Below are 16,145 nucleotides of genomic sequence, written 5' to 3'. Positions count from 1 at the left end.
CCAAAAGAAATATCAGGTGCCTGACTCCCTATTGTGGGAGGATTGCAGACTGGGAGGGAAAGTCTGCAGTTCATCCCCGACCATAAAGAATATCCCCTTGTCGTCTACGAATATCCCGAGGCGATCAAAGAGCTCCACAAGACCACTATTCTTGGAAAACCACTAAACTCCAGGAGTGTAAGCAAGCTCTTGCGCGGTTATTTCCCTTTACAAGCCAAGAAAACTCATTTTTAGAAAGCCTTATGAAAAACGGGGAGATTCGTCCATCTTTATTAACAAGCGAGCCTAATATGCAAGCCAAAATTACAAAGCTGCCATCTCTTCATTGGAGAGTTTCTCTTGCTCAAAAATTAATTTAAAAAGACTTTAAGGCTTTCTGGACCTCTTCTAGGGAGAAATCCCCAGAGGTCTGGAGCATTTGGCGGATCTGGGTAGCAGCGGCTCCCTCGATCTCCGAGAGGAGGGAGAGACAGCTCTCTAGCTGGTAGGAAAAGGGGACGCTGGTCAGCACATTGCCAAGGACCTCGATAGAGGGGGAGAAAGGGGAGAGCTCTGAGGAAGAATCGGGGTGGGGAGGCATCATAAACGCACCTTTTTTCTAACGATTAAACGATCGGTAAAAAAAATGCACGTGGAAAGTGGGTTTGCCCAGGAGAGGACTCGAACCTCCACACCTTGCGGCACCAGAACCTAAATCTGGCGTGTCTACCAATTCCACCACCTGGGCACAGATGATAATTTAGTAAATTTACTTGGTTTGGGGGTTTTCGTCAAGAGTTGGTTTTTATTTAGAATTTTGGTAAGATCGTTCTCTATGAAACCAAAAGATTTAAAGCGTCCCTATTCTTGGGAGGAGCGGCACCCCCTTCTTAAAGATCAGGTTTTTTATGTGCCTGAGTACTACGATGAGCACAAAAAAGCTCTTTTTCCTCCTTTTCAAGAGTTTTTTGGAAATGAGAACCCGGTCCACCTCGAATATTGCAGTGGCAATGGAGAGTGGATCATCAACCGGGCGCAGGAAAATCCCGAGGTCAATTGGATAGCGGTTGAGATCTGGTTTGAGCGGGTCCGCAAAATCTACTCGAAGACGGTTAATTATGGGATCGACAATTTGATGATCATTTCGGGTGAAGGACTCACTTTTGCAAGGGAGTACCTTCCTGAAAGCTGTTTGGATGCGGTTTATGTGAACTTTCCCGATCCGTGGCCCAAGGATCGCCATGCGAAGCACCGGATTATTCAGCGCCCCTTTGTGGACGAGCTGAAGCGGACGGTGAAAACGGGGGGAACGGTGACCCTTGTGACCGACGATCCGACCTATAAGGGACAGATGGAATATGAGATGCAGGAGTGGCCTAAGATCGCTCCTCTAAATGAAAACTATGGAAGCTCCTTTTTTGAGCGTCTCTGGCTCTCGAAAGGGCGCGATATTTACCACATGAGTTATGCGAATCATTGATCACCGGGGCTTTTCCCCACAGCCTCCTTCTTTAACAAGTTACCGGCTCGACGCCTCCCTTTCCTCCTCTCTTGAGTGGGAGGTGGAGGTGGCGGCTCCTGACATTTTGTGGGAGCTTGATTTTGGGATCGAGAGTTTAGCTCCTGCCCCTCTTGCTTCCTACCAGCTGGCGGTCCGCACCTTTGCGGAAAAGGTGTGGGAAACACACCAAGCGCAAACGGTAGGTGCTATTTTATATCAAGGAAAGGTTCCTCCTTTTCCGATCGAGGAGCTTGCCGACTATGTCCACTATTTAGCGGCGGCTCTTCCCGATGAGGTGGCTCCCTTTGCCCTGTTTGATTGTGAGGGGGATCCGATGGTTTTTTCAAAGGAGATTTTTCCCTATGTCCACTTGGGATTCCGTTCAGGACCGATGGGCGTTGTTCGATGGGGGGAAACGCTCGAACCTCTCCGTTACGATGGAAAGGTGGGGGTTGTCCTCCCATTAAGGGAAAAGGGACTTGTGTTTGATGAGCTTAAGCCTTATTTAGACGGTTCTTATCGCCTCATTGCGGAACCTTATATTACTGAAGAGTGGGACGATTTAGATGAACTGATTATTTTTCCCCACCTGATTTCTTCGTGGGGAATGCGGATGGTAAAAGGGTTTGAGGCAGCGGGAGGAAGGGTAAAAAAGATGATCGGGGTAGAGGGATTCGAACCCCCGACCCTCTGCTCCCAAAGCAGATGCGCTAGCCAAACTGCGCTATACCCCGAAGGCTCATAATCCTATCATAGCACGTTTTTTTGATCAATAGTTAGGGTTTTTTTGGAATCCAGTAGAGGTCATCTTCAAAAATAAAGGAGCCGTAAGGGGAAAAACCAGGGCGACACTCTCCACCTTCAGTGCAGGTGGAGAAGTGAAAGTTGGGGAACTGGTAGGGGAGCCGAGAAGCTTTCAAGACAGGGAGAAGGTCGGGGAGTTGATCAAGGTTGACAATGACCTCTCGCTCAATAGCGATTATCCCTGCAATAATGTCTTCTGGGGTCGGTACTTTGTAATAAAAGGTGAAGGCTCCACCCCCATAAGTTCCTCCGCCAAAGTAAAACCCAAACCGTTCGGTGGCAGTATTAACAGCAAGAGGGCCTGGGGTGAAGACCTCCCCATTAATGGTTCCTCCTGCGGCTAAATTAAGGGACTGTTCAGAGGTATAAATCCTCACTTCTCCGGGAGTGGTAATGGTACTGCTGGTAAAATTAAAGGCTCCTGGGCCAAAGAGGGGGGCAGCCGGAAAGTCATTATCAACAACGAAGGTAAAGTTTCCGCTGGTGGCGGTAAAGGTTGCTCCTCCAGAGATGTCGATGTCAACGCCTGCAATAAAGCGACCGAGCCCCGCATCAACGCCGAAAGAAGCCCCTCCTAAAATAAAGAGGTTGTCTGCGGCATCGAAGGTGATGGTTCCAGCGCCGGTAGCCGTTGTTGACCCACTCGAGTCGACCACAAGATCGCTTAAAGCTTGAAGGGTCACGCTTCCGGTCGAAGTAGTATTGATATTGGCAGAGTCTCCTAGGTGGAGTCCCGTGGTAGTGGCTCCATTTTCTCGACCGATGAGGGTGAGGGTTCCTGTTCCTGAGTTTTCGATTTGGGTTCCTGCCCCTACAATATCAATTCCATAGCTGTCTGTTCCAATCCCATTTCCTGTTCCATCGAGAGTGAGCGCTCCTGAGCCGGTTGTTTCTATGAGCCCTTGATCTCCAATAAAAATTCCGCGGCTCGGGTTTGCCGACCCTGTTCCGGTTCCTGTGACAGTGAACGAGGCGGGGTTGACTGCGGTAATGGAGCTGGTCGCATTGGTCACGAAAACCCCATCGTTTTCGCTGGTTCCCGATCCTCCGATTCCAACGGCAGTGACAGCGCCACTTATTGAAGTGAGGCTCCCATTGCTATCAATACGGATCCCTTTATTCCCTGTCGTTGTTCCTCCTCCCGTTCCTGTTAAGGAAAGAGCTCCACTTTCTACGGATACCTCACTACTTGCCCCACTGATGGCAATTCCATCGTTATTAAAGGTGTTCCCGTTGGTCCCTCCATTTCCTACAAGGGTGAGGGGAGCTTGACCTGTTCCTGTAATCTTAGCGCCTGACTCGAGAACAATCCCATCACAGTTTGGTGTGGCATCTCCTCCCCCTGCTCCTGTTACTGAAACCTGTCCTTCTGAAGAAGTGATCAGAGCGGAGGAGCCTGAAAGGGAAACTCCATGGTTGAGCGTTCCATTATTAGCGGCCCCTGTTCCGTTTAAGGTAATCGTCCCACTGCCTGTTGAATAGAGGGTTCCTCCTGTCATGGTAATGCCTTGGTTACGATCTCCTGCTGTGACTGTGGTATTTGGAATTCCCGTAATCGCAATTGCTCCAGAACTAGAAGTAACGGTGGCATTTCCTTCAATAAAGACTCCAGAACAGTCACTCTGAGCGGTCCCTGCTGCTCCATGAATGGTAATGGGAGCTGCAATGGTACTGATAAAGCTTGTGTCAGATAAGAAAACCCCATGGTTATTAATCGGTGTTAAAAATGTGCCACTTACCCTGGCCCCAGAACCCGTTAAACTTACCCCTCCTTCAGAGCTAATTGAAGAGCTGCCTGAGATAGCAATTCCAGGTGAAAATGCCCCGCCAAAGTTACTAGGAAGAGTAAAATTAGAAAGCCCTGAGAACTCGATAAGCCCATTTTTGAGACTGTAAATTAAACTGTGTAAACGCCATTTAGATGCCTCCCAAAGTTGGGAGCCTTTCTTCATAGGCTACCCCAAAATATGAGAGTGCTTCTTTCCAACCCCTAACTGGAAGCGTCCATTTTTTTGACACGTCCCTAGAGGCTAGATACAACATCTTTAGGAGAGCCTTGTCCGATGGGAAGACTGCTCGGGTCTTCGTTACCTTCCTAAACTGTCTATGTAATGATTCTACAGCATTTGTTGTATAAATCAATCTTTTTATTTCTTCTGGAAATTTAAAAAATGTTTTTAAGTTCTCCCAGTGGTTCATCCAAGGCTTTACAGCTAGAGGGTACCTCTTATTCCACTTCTCATCTAAGGTGCACACTGCGCTCTCTGCTTTCGATTCCGTTGAGGCTTGATAAATGTCCTTAAGGTCTTTTACAAATTCCTTGGAGTATTTATGGGGTACAAACTTCAGGGAATTACGGATCATATGAATGATGCATAGCTGCACTTCTGTCAATGGAAAAACCGATTTTAATGCCTCTGGTAAACCTTTAAGCCCATCCATGCAGGCTATAAAAATATCTTCTACTCCTCGATTTTTTAACTCTGTAAAAACTTGGAGCCATACTTTAGCCCCTTCGCTTTCACCAATCCAGGCACCTAGGATCTCTTTTTTTCCCTCTAAATTGATCCCTAGACAGGTGTAGGCAGCCTTGGTAACCACCTTATTCCCGTCTTTTACCTTGTAGTGAATCGCATCGAAAAAAATGACCGGATAGACCTTTGATAAGGGTCTCGATCTCCATTCTTCAGCTACTTCAACTACCTGATCAGTAATTGTAGAAATCATTGTGGGAGAAATATCTGCACCGTACAAGTCTTTAATATGGTCTTGAATATCTCGGGTGGTCATCCCTTTGCCATACATCGAAATAATCTTTTCATCAAAAGACCCTATCTGCCGCTGCCTCTTTTTTATTAGCCTTGGCTCAAACGATCCTTCTCTATCTCGAGGAACCTCTATATCTACAGGGCCATAAGAGCTCTGGACTGTCTTTTTGTTCACCCCGTTTCGACTGTTTCCAGTGTTGTTCCCTTTAACAGAATTCTTTTCATATCCTAAGTGCTCATCCATTTCTTTTTCTAGGATCTTCTCGACCATTCCCCCTACAAGCCTCTGAAGCAATCCATTTTTCCCTATGAGGTCATCCATGGTATTGCACTTGCCTAATTCTTTATCAAAGTTCATTTTTATACTCCTGTGTAAACTTTTGTTTCATTTTTGGCCTCCACGTATTCTACGTTCCGGCCTTTTTTCTATTGAGTGAAAGGCTATTATCTCTCATTCAACATTCCATTTACACAGTTATTTTTACACTCCCTTTAAAAACTTTAAGGAGCTCTTCCACAACCTCTTTTACCCCATCTCCTCCTAACTTTAGGTACTCTCCAAGAGCTCTAGCAGCACCGCCTCGAAAGAGCACATCTACTGAAGAGTCTTTAACAACTTTAAGGAGCCCTTCCACAACCTCTTTTACCCCATCTCCTCCTAACTTTAGATACTCTACAAGCGCTTCAGCAGCATCTCTTCGAACGTACCCATCTACTGAAGAGTCTTTAAGAAACTTAAAGAGCCCTTCCACAACCTCTTTTACCCCATCTCCTCCTAACTTTAGATACTCTCCAAGAGCTTCAGCAGCATAACCTCGAACGTCCCCCTCTACTGAAGAGTCTTTAAGAACTTTAAGGAGCTCTTCCACAATCTCTTTTACTTTTTCTCCTCCTAACTTTAGATACTCTCCAAGAGCTTCAGCAGCACGGCTTCGAACGAACTCATCTACTGAAGAGTCTTTAAAAACTTTAAGGAGCTCTTCCACAATCTCTTTTAATTTTTCTCCTCCTTTTAGATACTCTCCAAGATCATAAGCAGCAGCGCCTCGAACATGCCTATCTACTGAAGAGTCTTTAAGAACTTTAAGGAGCTCTTCCACAACCTCTTTTACTTTTTCTCCTCCTCCTTTTAGATACTCTCCAAGATCATAAGCAGCAGCGACTCGAACATGCCCATCTACTGAAGAGTCTTTAAGAAATTTAAGAAGCGCATCCACAACCTCTTTTACTTTTTCTCCTCCTACCTTTAGATACTCTACAAGAGCTTTAGCAGCAAGGCCTCGAATATGCCCATCTACTGAAGAGTCTTTAAAAACTTTAAGGAATGCATCCGCAATCTCTTTTAATTTTTCTCCTCCTCCTTTTAGATACTCTACAAGCGCTTCAACAGCATAATCTCGAGCGTACCTATCTACTGAAGAGTCTTTAAGAAATTTAAGGAGTGCATCCACAATCTCTTTTACTTTTTCTCCTCCTACCTTTAGATACCATCCAAGCACGGAAACAGCATAACTTTGAGCGTACCTATCTACTGAAGATTCTTTAAGAATTTTAAGAAGCTCTTCCACAACCTCTTTTACTTTTTCTCCTCCACCTTTTAGATACTGTGCAATAACGTAAGCAACAGTGCTTCGAACGAACCTATCTACCGAAGGGTCTTTAAGAACTTTAAGGAGCCCTTCCACAACCTCTTTTACCCCATCTCCTCCTAACTTTAGATACTCTACAAGCACTTCAGCAACACCTCTTTGAACGGACCCATCTACTGGAGAGTCTTTAAGAACTTTAAGGAGTCCCTTTATCCCCTTTTTTGGAAGGGCTCCTCCCCCTTTTACTATCTGTGAAAGAGATCCAATAGCATGACTTCGAACATCACTACTAAGAACAAGTTCACTTAATGTCAGCAGCACCTCATTTGGGAGGAGCAATCTCTCTTGTCCAAGACGGCCTATTAAAGATATAGCTTCTAGTTGTGTTTCTTTTTTTGTCATGTTTTCCAGAAGTGCTTTTATAATAGAGGGATGGCGCAAAAGCCGCACATTTCGGTTTAAAAGCTGAAAGTTCATTTCTTGAATAGGAGCTGCTTTGATAGATTCAACAGCTTCATCGATAAATGCTTTGTGCTGAGGGATTTCTTTGGGACACTTGCATTCCTCAAAGCAGCGCGCTTTAAGGATCAGCCCGTATCCTCTTGCTAGATCTTCGGGGGCCCCGAATAGGTCATTGAAAAAAGCTCTCAGAGCTTTTTCTTCTTCCTGTCGGGAGAGATATCCTGCAGCCATCCATAGGGTGAGGGTGTACCGGGGGTCAAACTTGATTGCTTTGAAATAATTGGTTGCTTGTGATGGGTTATTTATATAAAGGTTAGCTAGGTAAGTGGCTGCAAAAAACTCTTGAAAGGTAAGGTGGATAAACTGCCCTTTCCCTCCTTCAACAGCAAACAAGCCTAAACTTGTTAAATCATTGTGGTTGAGCTTGAAAGATTTTAGAACTTTTTCGATCACCCTTTTAGAGGGGTAGAGTGTGTTTTTTTCCATTGCTTGCCAGGCAATCTCTTCAAGAGCTTTTGCAATCGCATTGACTTTTTTATTTGTGAGTCGAGGGCTCTCTTGCTGCTGAATATTTGAAGCTGAACCTCCAGAGCGGAGCTGATAACGCTTATAAAACCATTTAATGGCTTCGTTATAGAAGGTGGTGACAGAAAGGGTTTTATCTGACTTGAAGATGGACTCATCTTCTTTGAATAGGGAGCACATCAATGCAAGGTTAATGGGAATTTGGGAAATGCTGTAGATTAAGGGGCGTTTTTGAAGCTCTTGCTTAAGTCCTTTCATTTTCTTCTTAGCTTCAGCATTGCTAATCTCTTTATTTTCAGCTAAAAGTCCATAAAATTTTTCGATGTAGGTTTGAACATTTTTTTCGTCAAAGCCAACGATCTCCAGTTCATTTGTGTAATCGATATGTACTGGTCCTGGCCGAGAGGTGACCATGATATGGGGAAAAAGAGGGTCTTGTTTCCATGGTTTTTGATGAAGTCCTTCAAAGGCCTCTTTAAGGTGTCCATTTTGTACTTCCTTGGTAAGTTCATCATATCCATCGAGAATCAAAAGGGCCTTATCTCTAAAGTTTGGGTCCTCTAAGAGGTGTTTGTAGTCTTTTAGGGTTATGTCACACTCCTTGGCCAGGATATCATAGGAAGTGTATCCTCTGGGCATATAATTTGTGGTATCCAGGTTCCGAAGCTTCACGAGGAAAACCACATCGAACTCAGGCCAGAAGTCAGCCCCTTTTGTTGCAACCCTTTGGCAAAAGGTCGTTTTTCCTACACCTGCTGCTCCAAACACAACCACCCTTTTTTGAAAGGCATTTTTAAGCTTTTCGTGGTTAAAAATCTCTTCAGCAGCAATGGGCTTTTTTGGCTTAAAGAGACTTTCATGAGTAGGGATTCTCCTATCCTGAAAGGTCTTTTGGGGATCCTCTTTTTCTTTTTTCTCTTCTTCTCCGATAATCGCAAGATTTGTGTATACATCCTCAATGGGCAGAGAGATTTGCCAAGCCCCTTTGGCCCGGACCTTGTAAACTTCAGTCATTTGGTCTGTATAAAAGGTTTTGAGGTGTTTAGAAAGACCGTGAAGTGTTTTGGGAGCTCCTTTTTGATTGGACTTAATTGAGGGTGATCCAAGAATGCTAACATGCGCTCCCCTTAGGTCGATGGTCGATTTTTCAACCTTTTCTATTGAAGAATACACATGGTTAGCCTGACCTGCAAACTTCATATCTCCCCCTACGCTTGCAGTTCCGATAGTGAATTTGGTTGGATTGATGATGGTCTTTTGTGTGGCTGTTTGCTTGGAAAATACGGAGTGCTTTTTAAGAAAATCGTTAACTTTTTCTTTATTCGGGCCTGTTAGGGTCTCATAAGACCACCTTTGATGGGGAAGCCCTTTTAGGAGGAGGTTTTCAGAGGTTAAGCTCCCTTGGCAGATTCGAGCAAAAACGTTCCCATCCTTCTTATGAAACTCAAGGACATAGTCATTGGAAAAGGTTTTTTTTCCTATTAAAGAGCTGCTAGAAGCCATCTTCTTTCTCCTAAATTAAAGGGTGTTTCTCGGGTTACCGCCTCCAACGATAGAAGTTTTTTCTTTCAAAGTCAAAAAAAACTTGCACTTTTCCCCGTAGCTTGCCAAGAGAGGGTGCTTTGCACAAGGTGTATCAAAGGCACAGCCGTCCCGAAGGGAAAATTTCCGAAATACTCTGTGGCTTGCCACAGGGATAGGAAATTTTAGGCCTGTGCAAAATTTACTACCGAAAATCATGCGCTTAAATAATTCTTTACAATAAATTTTCTCTCATAAAGAATAGGCTTAATTTACTTTAAAACCTTGAAAAGGAGAAGATAAATGTCTGCAACAAGTGACTTAACAAGCCCACGCCCTTCGATCCTAACCACTGGAGGATTTTCCAAACATCTCGAAATTCAAACTAAAGATAGCCAGGGTAGAAAAATTAGACTCTATGAGCTAACCAAGGTAGATGAAAAAACAACTCAGGCTGCCAAAACTGCTATAAAAAAAACTGTGGAAACTAAGAAGCGGATTTATGATGGAAATTTGGAGACTTTTGGAAAAGATATCAAAAAGATGCCATACCTTTTAAGAGAAGGTAACAACCTTAAGCTTTTATCCAAAACCGATGCAGATAAAGCACGCGAGAATTATGGGATCAAGGTCGATAACAATGTTTTAAAGCTATTAAAAAACCACCAATTTAATACAGATCAAGAATTTATCGAGTTATACAATAAAGCTAGCGATAAAGACAAAGAGCTCTTGTTTCCCCTGTTTAATCTAATGCTTACAACGTTTTTAACAGAAAGGCCTGCTCCAAGGGTTGAAGAGATCAAAACAGTCACACTATTTGCGACTTGCAAAGACGATCGTATAAGAAAGGCAGGATTAGATGTCATGATGTCGCAGTTTGAGTCGAGCAATTTCATTAACGAGCATTATGGCTACGGGCTTAAATACTATCTAGATCACTTACCCAAAGAATTCTTAGCTAAAAACCCCTACCGCTTACTTAAAATCTTCGATAAACTCAGCCTTCAACTCGGTACATTTCTAGATACAGGAAAGCACGTAAACTCGGCTCTTGAACCAATCCTATCTGCATTAGTCTCTGTATCTCGCGCAATGTTAAGGTCAGACCTTAAAGTCATTAGTAAGGATACAAAAGATGACTTTTATAAAAGGCTTAAAACGTTCTATAACAAAGAGGAGTACGATAAAAGAATCACTTCTTTGTCAAAGGATCGTAACTATTTATTGCAGTTTGAAGCACTTTGGCCCCTACAAAACCTCGTTCGAATCGATTCCAGCGAGCATAAAGCAGTGACGACTGCAAGAAAGGTCGGTCACGGGCTTTATGCGATTAGAAAATTTTTAGGTGGGCCAGTAAAAGCGGGAGTTAAGCTATACCAGCAAGGAGAGCTTCCAGATGATGCGATGATTGATGATCTTAAAGCAGCCTATAAACATGGGAAGAAAGCATTTGGGATCAAAGATATCCCTAGGCCTTGGGCTGATATGTTAGAGGTTACCGAAGAAAAACTCATTGATCCTAAAGTCTCTGCAGACACACTAGATATTGTATATAATTTAGTAAAAGAGGACTACAAAAAGATCCGTAATCATTTTAATGAATGGATTACCAAAAGCTCACAAAAAATTGTAGGTCAAGAAACCGTCAACCTAGAAGAGGGTAAAGAGTTTGCTTTTGGGTTTGCCGGTCAATTATCAGATGTTGCGATGGATCACCATAGCCTTGATGTTCGCCTTAAAGCAATTAAAATCTTGGGTGCAATCTTTAATCAAAAGAAACAGGCAAAGGATGTTCGGATATTTATTTTAACAACCCTGCAAAACATCATTGACACTAAAAGTTCTAGTAAAGAATGTATTCCCGCTGCAAAAGACCTCATCAAGCAGCTTTACGAAAGAAAAGCTAACCTCAAAGATGCCACCCTCTTAAGAACATCTAAGTACCCCTGTCTCCCATTGCTTCAGGGGAATCCATTGCTACTTTCTGCAGCCTTAAATAAGCTAAAAGAAGCTGCTGTGAATAATGAGACTCTTACTCTAGAGCTTACTGTTGGTCACATTAAAAATATAAGACATAAATTAGTAACCGGCTCAAATATTAAGTTTAAAGATCGGAAATCATTCACAAAAGATGAAATTGAAAACTATTCAAAGGCGGCTGGTTATTTATTGGATAAGATGGATCAAGAGGACAGATCACAAGTTGTTATTGTTGGAGAAAAAACCAACATAGACATTGATGAAATAAGGTCAACAGGACCTGTTGAAATTGGTTAGCTAGCCAGCATTTCTGAGCTCCCCGCATCTTTTAGCAGGGGGGCTTTAAATAAGTCGCATAGGAATAACATAATGCAACCAACAGCCTCTAGCAGCTCTTCTAGTATCTCTCAACTAGCCAGCAATCCCCTTCCCAATGGATATACCCTTGAATTTCGTAACCAAGGCGGGAAAATTGTTGCCGGACTTCGTCACCAAAATTTAACCTCTAATAGCCTACCCTTAGAAGGATCCTCTAATAAAAGGTGGGCCTACAACGCTCTTCCTAGCTCTACGCAAAAAAAAATCGGTGAGTTCATTAAAGAAAACAAGATTTTGTTGAACCCAACCGATATATCCATAGGAACTGCAACATTTAGAGACTTTGTATTGCCAGGAAATACCACTAAACTTGGTCCTATCAACCTAGATGGTGCCCAGATTGTTTTTCAAAATATCGGACCACTATCAATTAACCAATTTCCGCAAGGAAAGTATAGTTCTGCATATAGTTTTCCAAAATCTAAAGTTGTTCACCTTCCAGGCCCTTTAAAAAATTTCACAGGAAGGGAAGCCATTTTAAAGCAGCTCCATCTCACTTGCCAATCTCATTCAAAAGTTATGCTTTCGGGACTTGGTGGATTGGGAAAAACCGCAATCGCCTTAAAATATGCACATCTGTATCAAGGCACCTATCAATTCATTCATTTTATAGATGGAGCAGATCCTGACTTGATTATGAAGGGCCTTCTTCATCTTGCTGAATACTTCGGACTAAAGCATGGCGCTCCTGACTCTCGAATTCGCTTATTAGAATCTCGATTAAGAGAGTCTGAAAAGCCCTTTCTTCTGATTTTTGATGGCACCGATTCTATGAAGCGCATAGATCTTATTAACTCTCTTCTCCCTGTTCGAAAGCAGTGTATCTTAGTCACCTCTCGCCTTTCAAACCTCGATGCTGAATATGGATTTGAGTCTATTCCTCTTGCCCCCTTTCTACAAAGTGAAGCTATTCAATATCTCAAATTAAAAATCGGTGAAAAAGATGAAGCACAAGCTACCCTTTTAGCCGAAAAGTTAGGACACCTTCCGTTAGCTTTAAATCACGCAGCAACTTATATCATTAAAAACAAGAGGTGGGTCTCGAACTCTAAGGCTTACATAGAGCTCTTCAATAAAGAAGGGCTAAATCTTTATACACCAAAGAATCTACGACTTCCTGCTAACACAAAAACAGTTTTAACAACCTGGAGCATTAGCCTAAAGGCTGTTTCTAAACAGTCTAAAGAGTCGGTCCAGGTTGCTGACTTCTTATCCTGTCTTGAACACGTTCCCATCCCACTATTATTTCTTGAAAAATGGTTTCAATCTCATGTCAGCAATAGCGGCTTGGCATTTCAGCGCGGGATTGGCTATCTTGAAGATTACTCCCTCATTGATACAACAGAAGGTGAATGCAAAATGCACATGCTGGTACAGGAATCTATTTATTTCAATCTTGCAAAACAGATTTCCCAAAAACTCATCCTCCAAGCACTGGAAACGTTTTACCTGATCGTCTCTAAGAAATCAAATAAAGAAATCATTAATGAAGATTACTTCTTAGCACATATGAAAAAAACTATTAGGCGATATAAAGAGCTCTTTAAAAGTAGCTCCCCTTTTCCAAAAAAAAGGTTTGTCTTGCTTTTAAATCACTTGCTTTTGTCCTACTTAAGTACTAGAAATGTTCGTCAGCTACTTCCCACTATCAATTTGATTTTGGGGGAAATTGGAACAGATTTTTCTGTCAAAAGTGGTCCAGAGAACATGCTTTATAATGTAGCTAGGGGATATGGGATTGCGGATCAACACCAAGAGGCCTTAAAGTACTATAAAAGACACCTCTCAACTTTAGAACCAAAGGATAAACAAACTGAAATTGCAAGCTGTTATGATTCCATTGGATTCACTTTAAGAGAACTAGGGAATTATCAGCAGGGGTTAGAGTACCATAAAAAAGCGTTAATACTTAAACAAAACCAGAAAAACAATGGGCTAGCCATAGCGAGGAGCTACAGTAATATTGGTTCAACCTTAGAATTTTTAGGAAAATATCATGAGGCTAAATCCAAACACCAAGAAGCCTTAGACCTATGGATAAAACTTAATGCAAGTACAGCTATTGCAAGAGGGCACTATAATATGGGAACTAACCAAATCACTCAGGGAGAGTTTGTCCGAGCAAAAGATAGTTATAATAAGGCATTAGGCATATGGCAAACTAGCCTAGTAGAAGATCACCCTTTTATTGCAACTGCTTATAGCGGTTTAGGATCGGCTTTAGTTGCCCAAGAAAACTATCCATCAGGACTAAAATTCCACCAAAAAGCATTAGCAATTTGGGAGAAAACACTTGGAAAAAACCACCGCCACATTGGTTTTTGCTTAAACAATATTGGGGAAGTCCAAAGAGACCTAAAGGATTATCAAACCTCATTAAGCACATTAGAGAAAGCCCTACAGCTGCGAAAAACAATTTTAAAGCCTTCACACCCCGCTATAGGAGAAACTTTACTTAACAAGGGACTCACCCACTATGCTTTAAAGGAAAAAGACCAGGCTAAAATTTGCTTCGAAGAAGCTCTAGAAATTTTCAAAAATGCTAACTTAGAAACCAAACATCCTGTCGTTGATTTTTGCATAAGGTGTAAAGATGGAGAAATCAATGCCAAAGAATATAAAAAATTATTTAGTTTTTTTTAGCCTCTTCTACAAAGGTTTTTTATCCCTCTTTTTCTAGAAGGAGGTCGCGAAGCTTCTCGCCAGACTCAGTCAGGAGTTCTCCCTTCCATTCGGAAATATTGCGCGCTTCTGAGGAAAAGTTGGCCCCTATGATCGCGATTTCTTTCCCTTTATGGGTATAGGGTTTAAAGTACTCCTTTTGACGAATCTGATCTAGGGCTGCATCGGCGCAGCCGTCAAGTTTGAGTTCGAGGATGTAGGTTGTTTTCGGCATCTCCAGCATCACATCGATGCGTCCGGTATTTGTCGCCCTTTCTGAGAGCGGATCAAACCCCATACCATGAAGCATCGATAAAAGCATTGCTTGGTAGGTGCGCTCTTTGGCTCCTGCAAAGACTTGATAGGCAAAGCTTGAAAACCCAACCTTTATATGCTCAAAGAGAATGTCAACTTGATGCTTTTCTAGTGCTTTTACAAACTTTTCTGAAGACCTGACGTCGATATTATCTGTAAAGTGCTTGGTCAAAGAGTACATAAAGGCCGTTCTGACCTCTTCATTGGGAAGACCCAACCGATACCGCTTTGAGGTAGGGTTGTAGCCTTTGATGGTAAAATATCCAGATTGGTACATCAACGCTTTTAAATCGATGTGTTCTAACGAGCTGATATCCATCAGCTCATCTCCCCTTGCTGTTGTTCCGTCGATTGAAACCATTGATTGGGGATGTTTCTTGAGTTGGTTTACCAAAAATGAGGGGGTTCCTGTGGTATACCAATAGGTAGCGGGCTCTTTTTCGTCCATAAAGTTGAGCGTAGAGAAGGGATTATAGACACAAGTCTCACTTTTCGAAAACCTGTATCCATTGTACCACTCTCGGACTTCTTCTAAAACCTTCTCACTCGATGTATCTTGACGCTCGGATACGATCGATTGAACGTGGTCGGAAAAAGCGTTTTTCAACTCTTCTTCTGTGTATCCCATCATTGCTGCATATCTGGGATCCATTGTAATGTCTTTTAGATTGTTAAGAGAAGAGAACAGGGACACCCGAGAAAATTTGCTGATGCCGGTGATCAACATAAATCGAAGCTCAGAATCCAAACCTTTTAAAGTTCCAAAAAAACCTTTTAGGAGGTCCCGATTTTCTCTAGCGGTGCTAAGATCTTCCAAACGATCGATAATAGGTTTGTCATACTCATCGATTAAGACGGCTACTTTGCTTTTATACTTGCTCGATAGGCCAACAATCAATGTATCTAAGGCGACTTGAATGTCGGCTGTGACAATGGAAATATCATGCTTCTTAGCAATAAGTTCGAGCCTCACCCGCAAAGCGGTTTCAAGCTGATCGGGGGTTTTATTCGCTATTTTTGAGAAGTCTAAATATAGAACCGGATATTTCTGCCAATCATAATCACTGTCATAGATTTTACACCTTTTGAACAACTTCTTATTCCCACTAAGAATTTCTTGCAATGTGTTTAAAAATAAAGATTTACCAAACCTTCTAGGGCGAGATATAAAATAGTATTTACCCGCTTTTATCAGCTCTTGTGCAAAGAGGGTTTTATCTATATAAACCTGATCTTCCTCAAGAATTTCACGAATGTTTTGGATGCCGATGGGAAGCTTTTTCATCTGTTAACTTTTGATTTTGGTTGCTTCCATTTTATGACATATTTCCAAAGTGTTCAACCCTAAAGGCCTCAGTACAGAGTATTTTTTGGAGTACGAGGGACAAGCGAAGCAAAATCAGATTTTCTTGAATGACGCATCCCATAGGAAGCCTGCAGATTTAATCCCTGGGTTGACAAAATTGTTTAGTATTAGGTTCTGTTGAGAAATTTAGGGCTAAGGAGCTGGGCGAAAATAACTCATGCATTTCTGGTGCCATAGCGCTTTAGCTGCGCGGCGCAAATCCGCAGGAAGCTTATTAGCTTTCAAGGAGTTGCAACAAAGCAGATGAAGATGTTATGGTTGCAGAAATGTATAAGTTATTTTTGCCCAGCTCC

At 42.4% G+C, this 16,145-nt stretch carries 9 protein-coding genes and 2 tRNA genes; 4 read left to right on the top strand and 7 right to left on the bottom strand.

Going from position 1 to position 16,145, the window contains the following annotated elements; translation table 11 throughout:
• Positions 1 to 33: 33 nt before the first annotated feature.
• On the top strand, positions 34 to 234 hold the full coding sequence (locus NEPTK9_RS03240) for a hypothetical protein (RefSeq protein ID WP_194847395.1): 201 nt from the start codon (positions 34 to 36) through the stop codon (positions 232 to 234).
• 121 nt (positions 235 to 355) lie between these two features.
• Here NEPTK9_RS03240 and NEPTK9_RS03235 read toward each other — a convergent pair whose 3' ends face one another.
• Positions 356 to 583 (bottom strand): hypothetical protein, encoded by a 228-nt coding sequence (locus tag NEPTK9_RS03235; RefSeq protein ID WP_194847394.1) that lies wholly within the window; start codon positions 581 to 583, stop codon positions 356 to 358.
• Between the two features lie 62 nt (positions 584 to 645).
• Positions 646 to 727: transfer RNA gene (locus NEPTK9_RS03230), tRNA-Leu, on the bottom strand.
• 87 nt (positions 728 to 814) lie between these two features.
• On the opposite strand from NEPTK9_RS03230, the gene trmB reads away from it, so the two are divergent.
• On the top strand, positions 815 to 1,459 hold the full coding sequence (trmB, locus tag NEPTK9_RS03225) for a tRNA (guanosine(46)-N7)-methyltransferase TrmB (RefSeq protein WP_194847393.1): 645 nt from the start codon (positions 815 to 817) through the stop codon (positions 1,457 to 1,459).
• A 680-nt stretch (positions 1,460 to 2,139) separates the two neighbouring features.
• Here the strand turns inward: trmB and NEPTK9_RS03220 are convergent.
• From NEPTK9_RS03220 to NEPTK9_RS03205, 4 genes are all read right to left on the bottom strand, one after another.
• Positions 2,140 to 2,214, bottom strand: a tRNA-Pro gene (locus tag NEPTK9_RS03220).
• Positions 2,215 to 2,256: 42 nt separating this feature from the next.
• Complete coding sequence (locus NEPTK9_RS03215) at positions 2,257 to 4,236, bottom strand: beta strand repeat-containing protein (RefSeq protein WP_194847392.1); 1,980 nt, start codon at positions 4,234 to 4,236, stop codon at positions 2,257 to 2,259.
• A complete protein-coding gene (locus NEPTK9_RS03210) occupies positions 4,202 to 5,410 on the bottom strand; it encodes an IS256 family transposase (protein WP_194847391.1) in 1,209 nt (402 codons plus the stop codon). The genes NEPTK9_RS03215 and NEPTK9_RS03210 overlap by 35 nt, the downstream gene beginning before the upstream one ends.
• Positions 5,411 to 5,519: 109 nt before the next feature.
• Positions 5,520 to 9,131 carry a HEAT repeat domain-containing protein gene (locus NEPTK9_RS03205; RefSeq protein WP_194847390.1) on the bottom strand — a complete coding sequence of 1,204 codons (3,612 nt, stop codon included), beginning with the start codon at positions 9,129 to 9,131 and terminating at the stop codon, positions 5,520 to 5,522.
• A gap of 321 nt (positions 9,132 to 9,452) precedes the next feature.
• On the opposite strand from NEPTK9_RS03205, the gene NEPTK9_RS03200 reads away from it, so the two are divergent.
• Positions 9,453 to 11,429 (top strand): hypothetical protein, encoded by a 1,977-nt coding sequence (locus NEPTK9_RS03200; protein WP_194847389.1) that lies wholly within the window; start codon positions 9,453 to 9,455, stop codon positions 11,427 to 11,429.
• A gap of 72 nt (positions 11,430 to 11,501) precedes the next feature.
• Entirely contained in the window at positions 11,502 to 14,153 is a 2,652-nt protein-coding gene (locus tag NEPTK9_RS03195; protein ID WP_194847388.1) for a tetratricopeptide repeat protein, read from the top strand.
• Between the two features lie 19 nt (positions 14,154 to 14,172).
• Here NEPTK9_RS03195 and NEPTK9_RS03190 read toward each other — a convergent pair whose 3' ends face one another.
• On the bottom strand, positions 14,173 to 15,771 hold the full coding sequence (locus NEPTK9_RS03190) for an ATP-binding protein (protein WP_194847387.1): 1,599 nt from the start codon (positions 15,769 to 15,771) through the stop codon (positions 14,173 to 14,175).
• Positions 15,772 to 16,145 lie beyond the last annotated feature (374 nt).

Source organism: Candidatus Neptunochlamydia vexilliferae (assembly GCF_015356785.1).
In the GTDB taxonomy this organism is placed as follows: Bacteria; Chlamydiota; Chlamydiia; order Chlamydiales; family Simkaniaceae; genus Neptunichlamydia; species Neptunichlamydia vexilliferae.
The sequence above is the reverse complement of the archived record's forward strand: the minus strand, read 5'-3'. Positions and strand labels throughout refer to the sequence as shown.

Bases quoted from the DNA above. Each gene is read 5' to 3' on its own strand.
- NEPTK9_RS03200 (WP_194847389.1), top strand. From the start codon at position 9,453: ATGTCTGCAACAAGTGACTTAACAAGCCCACGCCCTTCGATCCTAACC.
- NEPTK9_RS03195 (WP_194847388.1), top strand. From the start codon at position 11,502: ATGCAACCAACAGCCTCTAGCAGCTCTTCTAGTATCTCTCAACTAGCC.
- NEPTK9_RS03235 (WP_194847394.1), bottom strand. From the start codon at position 583: ATGATGCCTCCCCACCCCGATTCTTCCTCAGAGCTCTCCCCTTTCTCC.
- trmB (WP_194847393.1), top strand. From the start codon at position 815: ATGAAACCAAAAGATTTAAAGCGTCCCTATTCTTGGGAGGAGCGGCAC.
- NEPTK9_RS03215 (WP_194847392.1), bottom strand. From the start codon at position 4,236: ATGAAGAAAGGCTCCCAACTTTGGGAGGCATCTAAATGGCGTTTACAC.
- NEPTK9_RS03205 (WP_194847390.1), bottom strand. From the start codon at position 9,131: ATGGCTTCTAGCAGCTCTTTAATAGGAAAAAAAACCTTTTCCAATGAC.
- NEPTK9_RS03190 (WP_194847387.1), bottom strand. From the start codon at position 15,771: ATGAAAAAGCTTCCCATCGGCATCCAAAACATTCGTGAAATTCTTGAG.
- NEPTK9_RS03210 (WP_194847391.1), bottom strand. From the start codon at position 5,410: ATGAACTTTGATAAAGAATTAGGCAAGTGCAATACCATGGATGACCTC.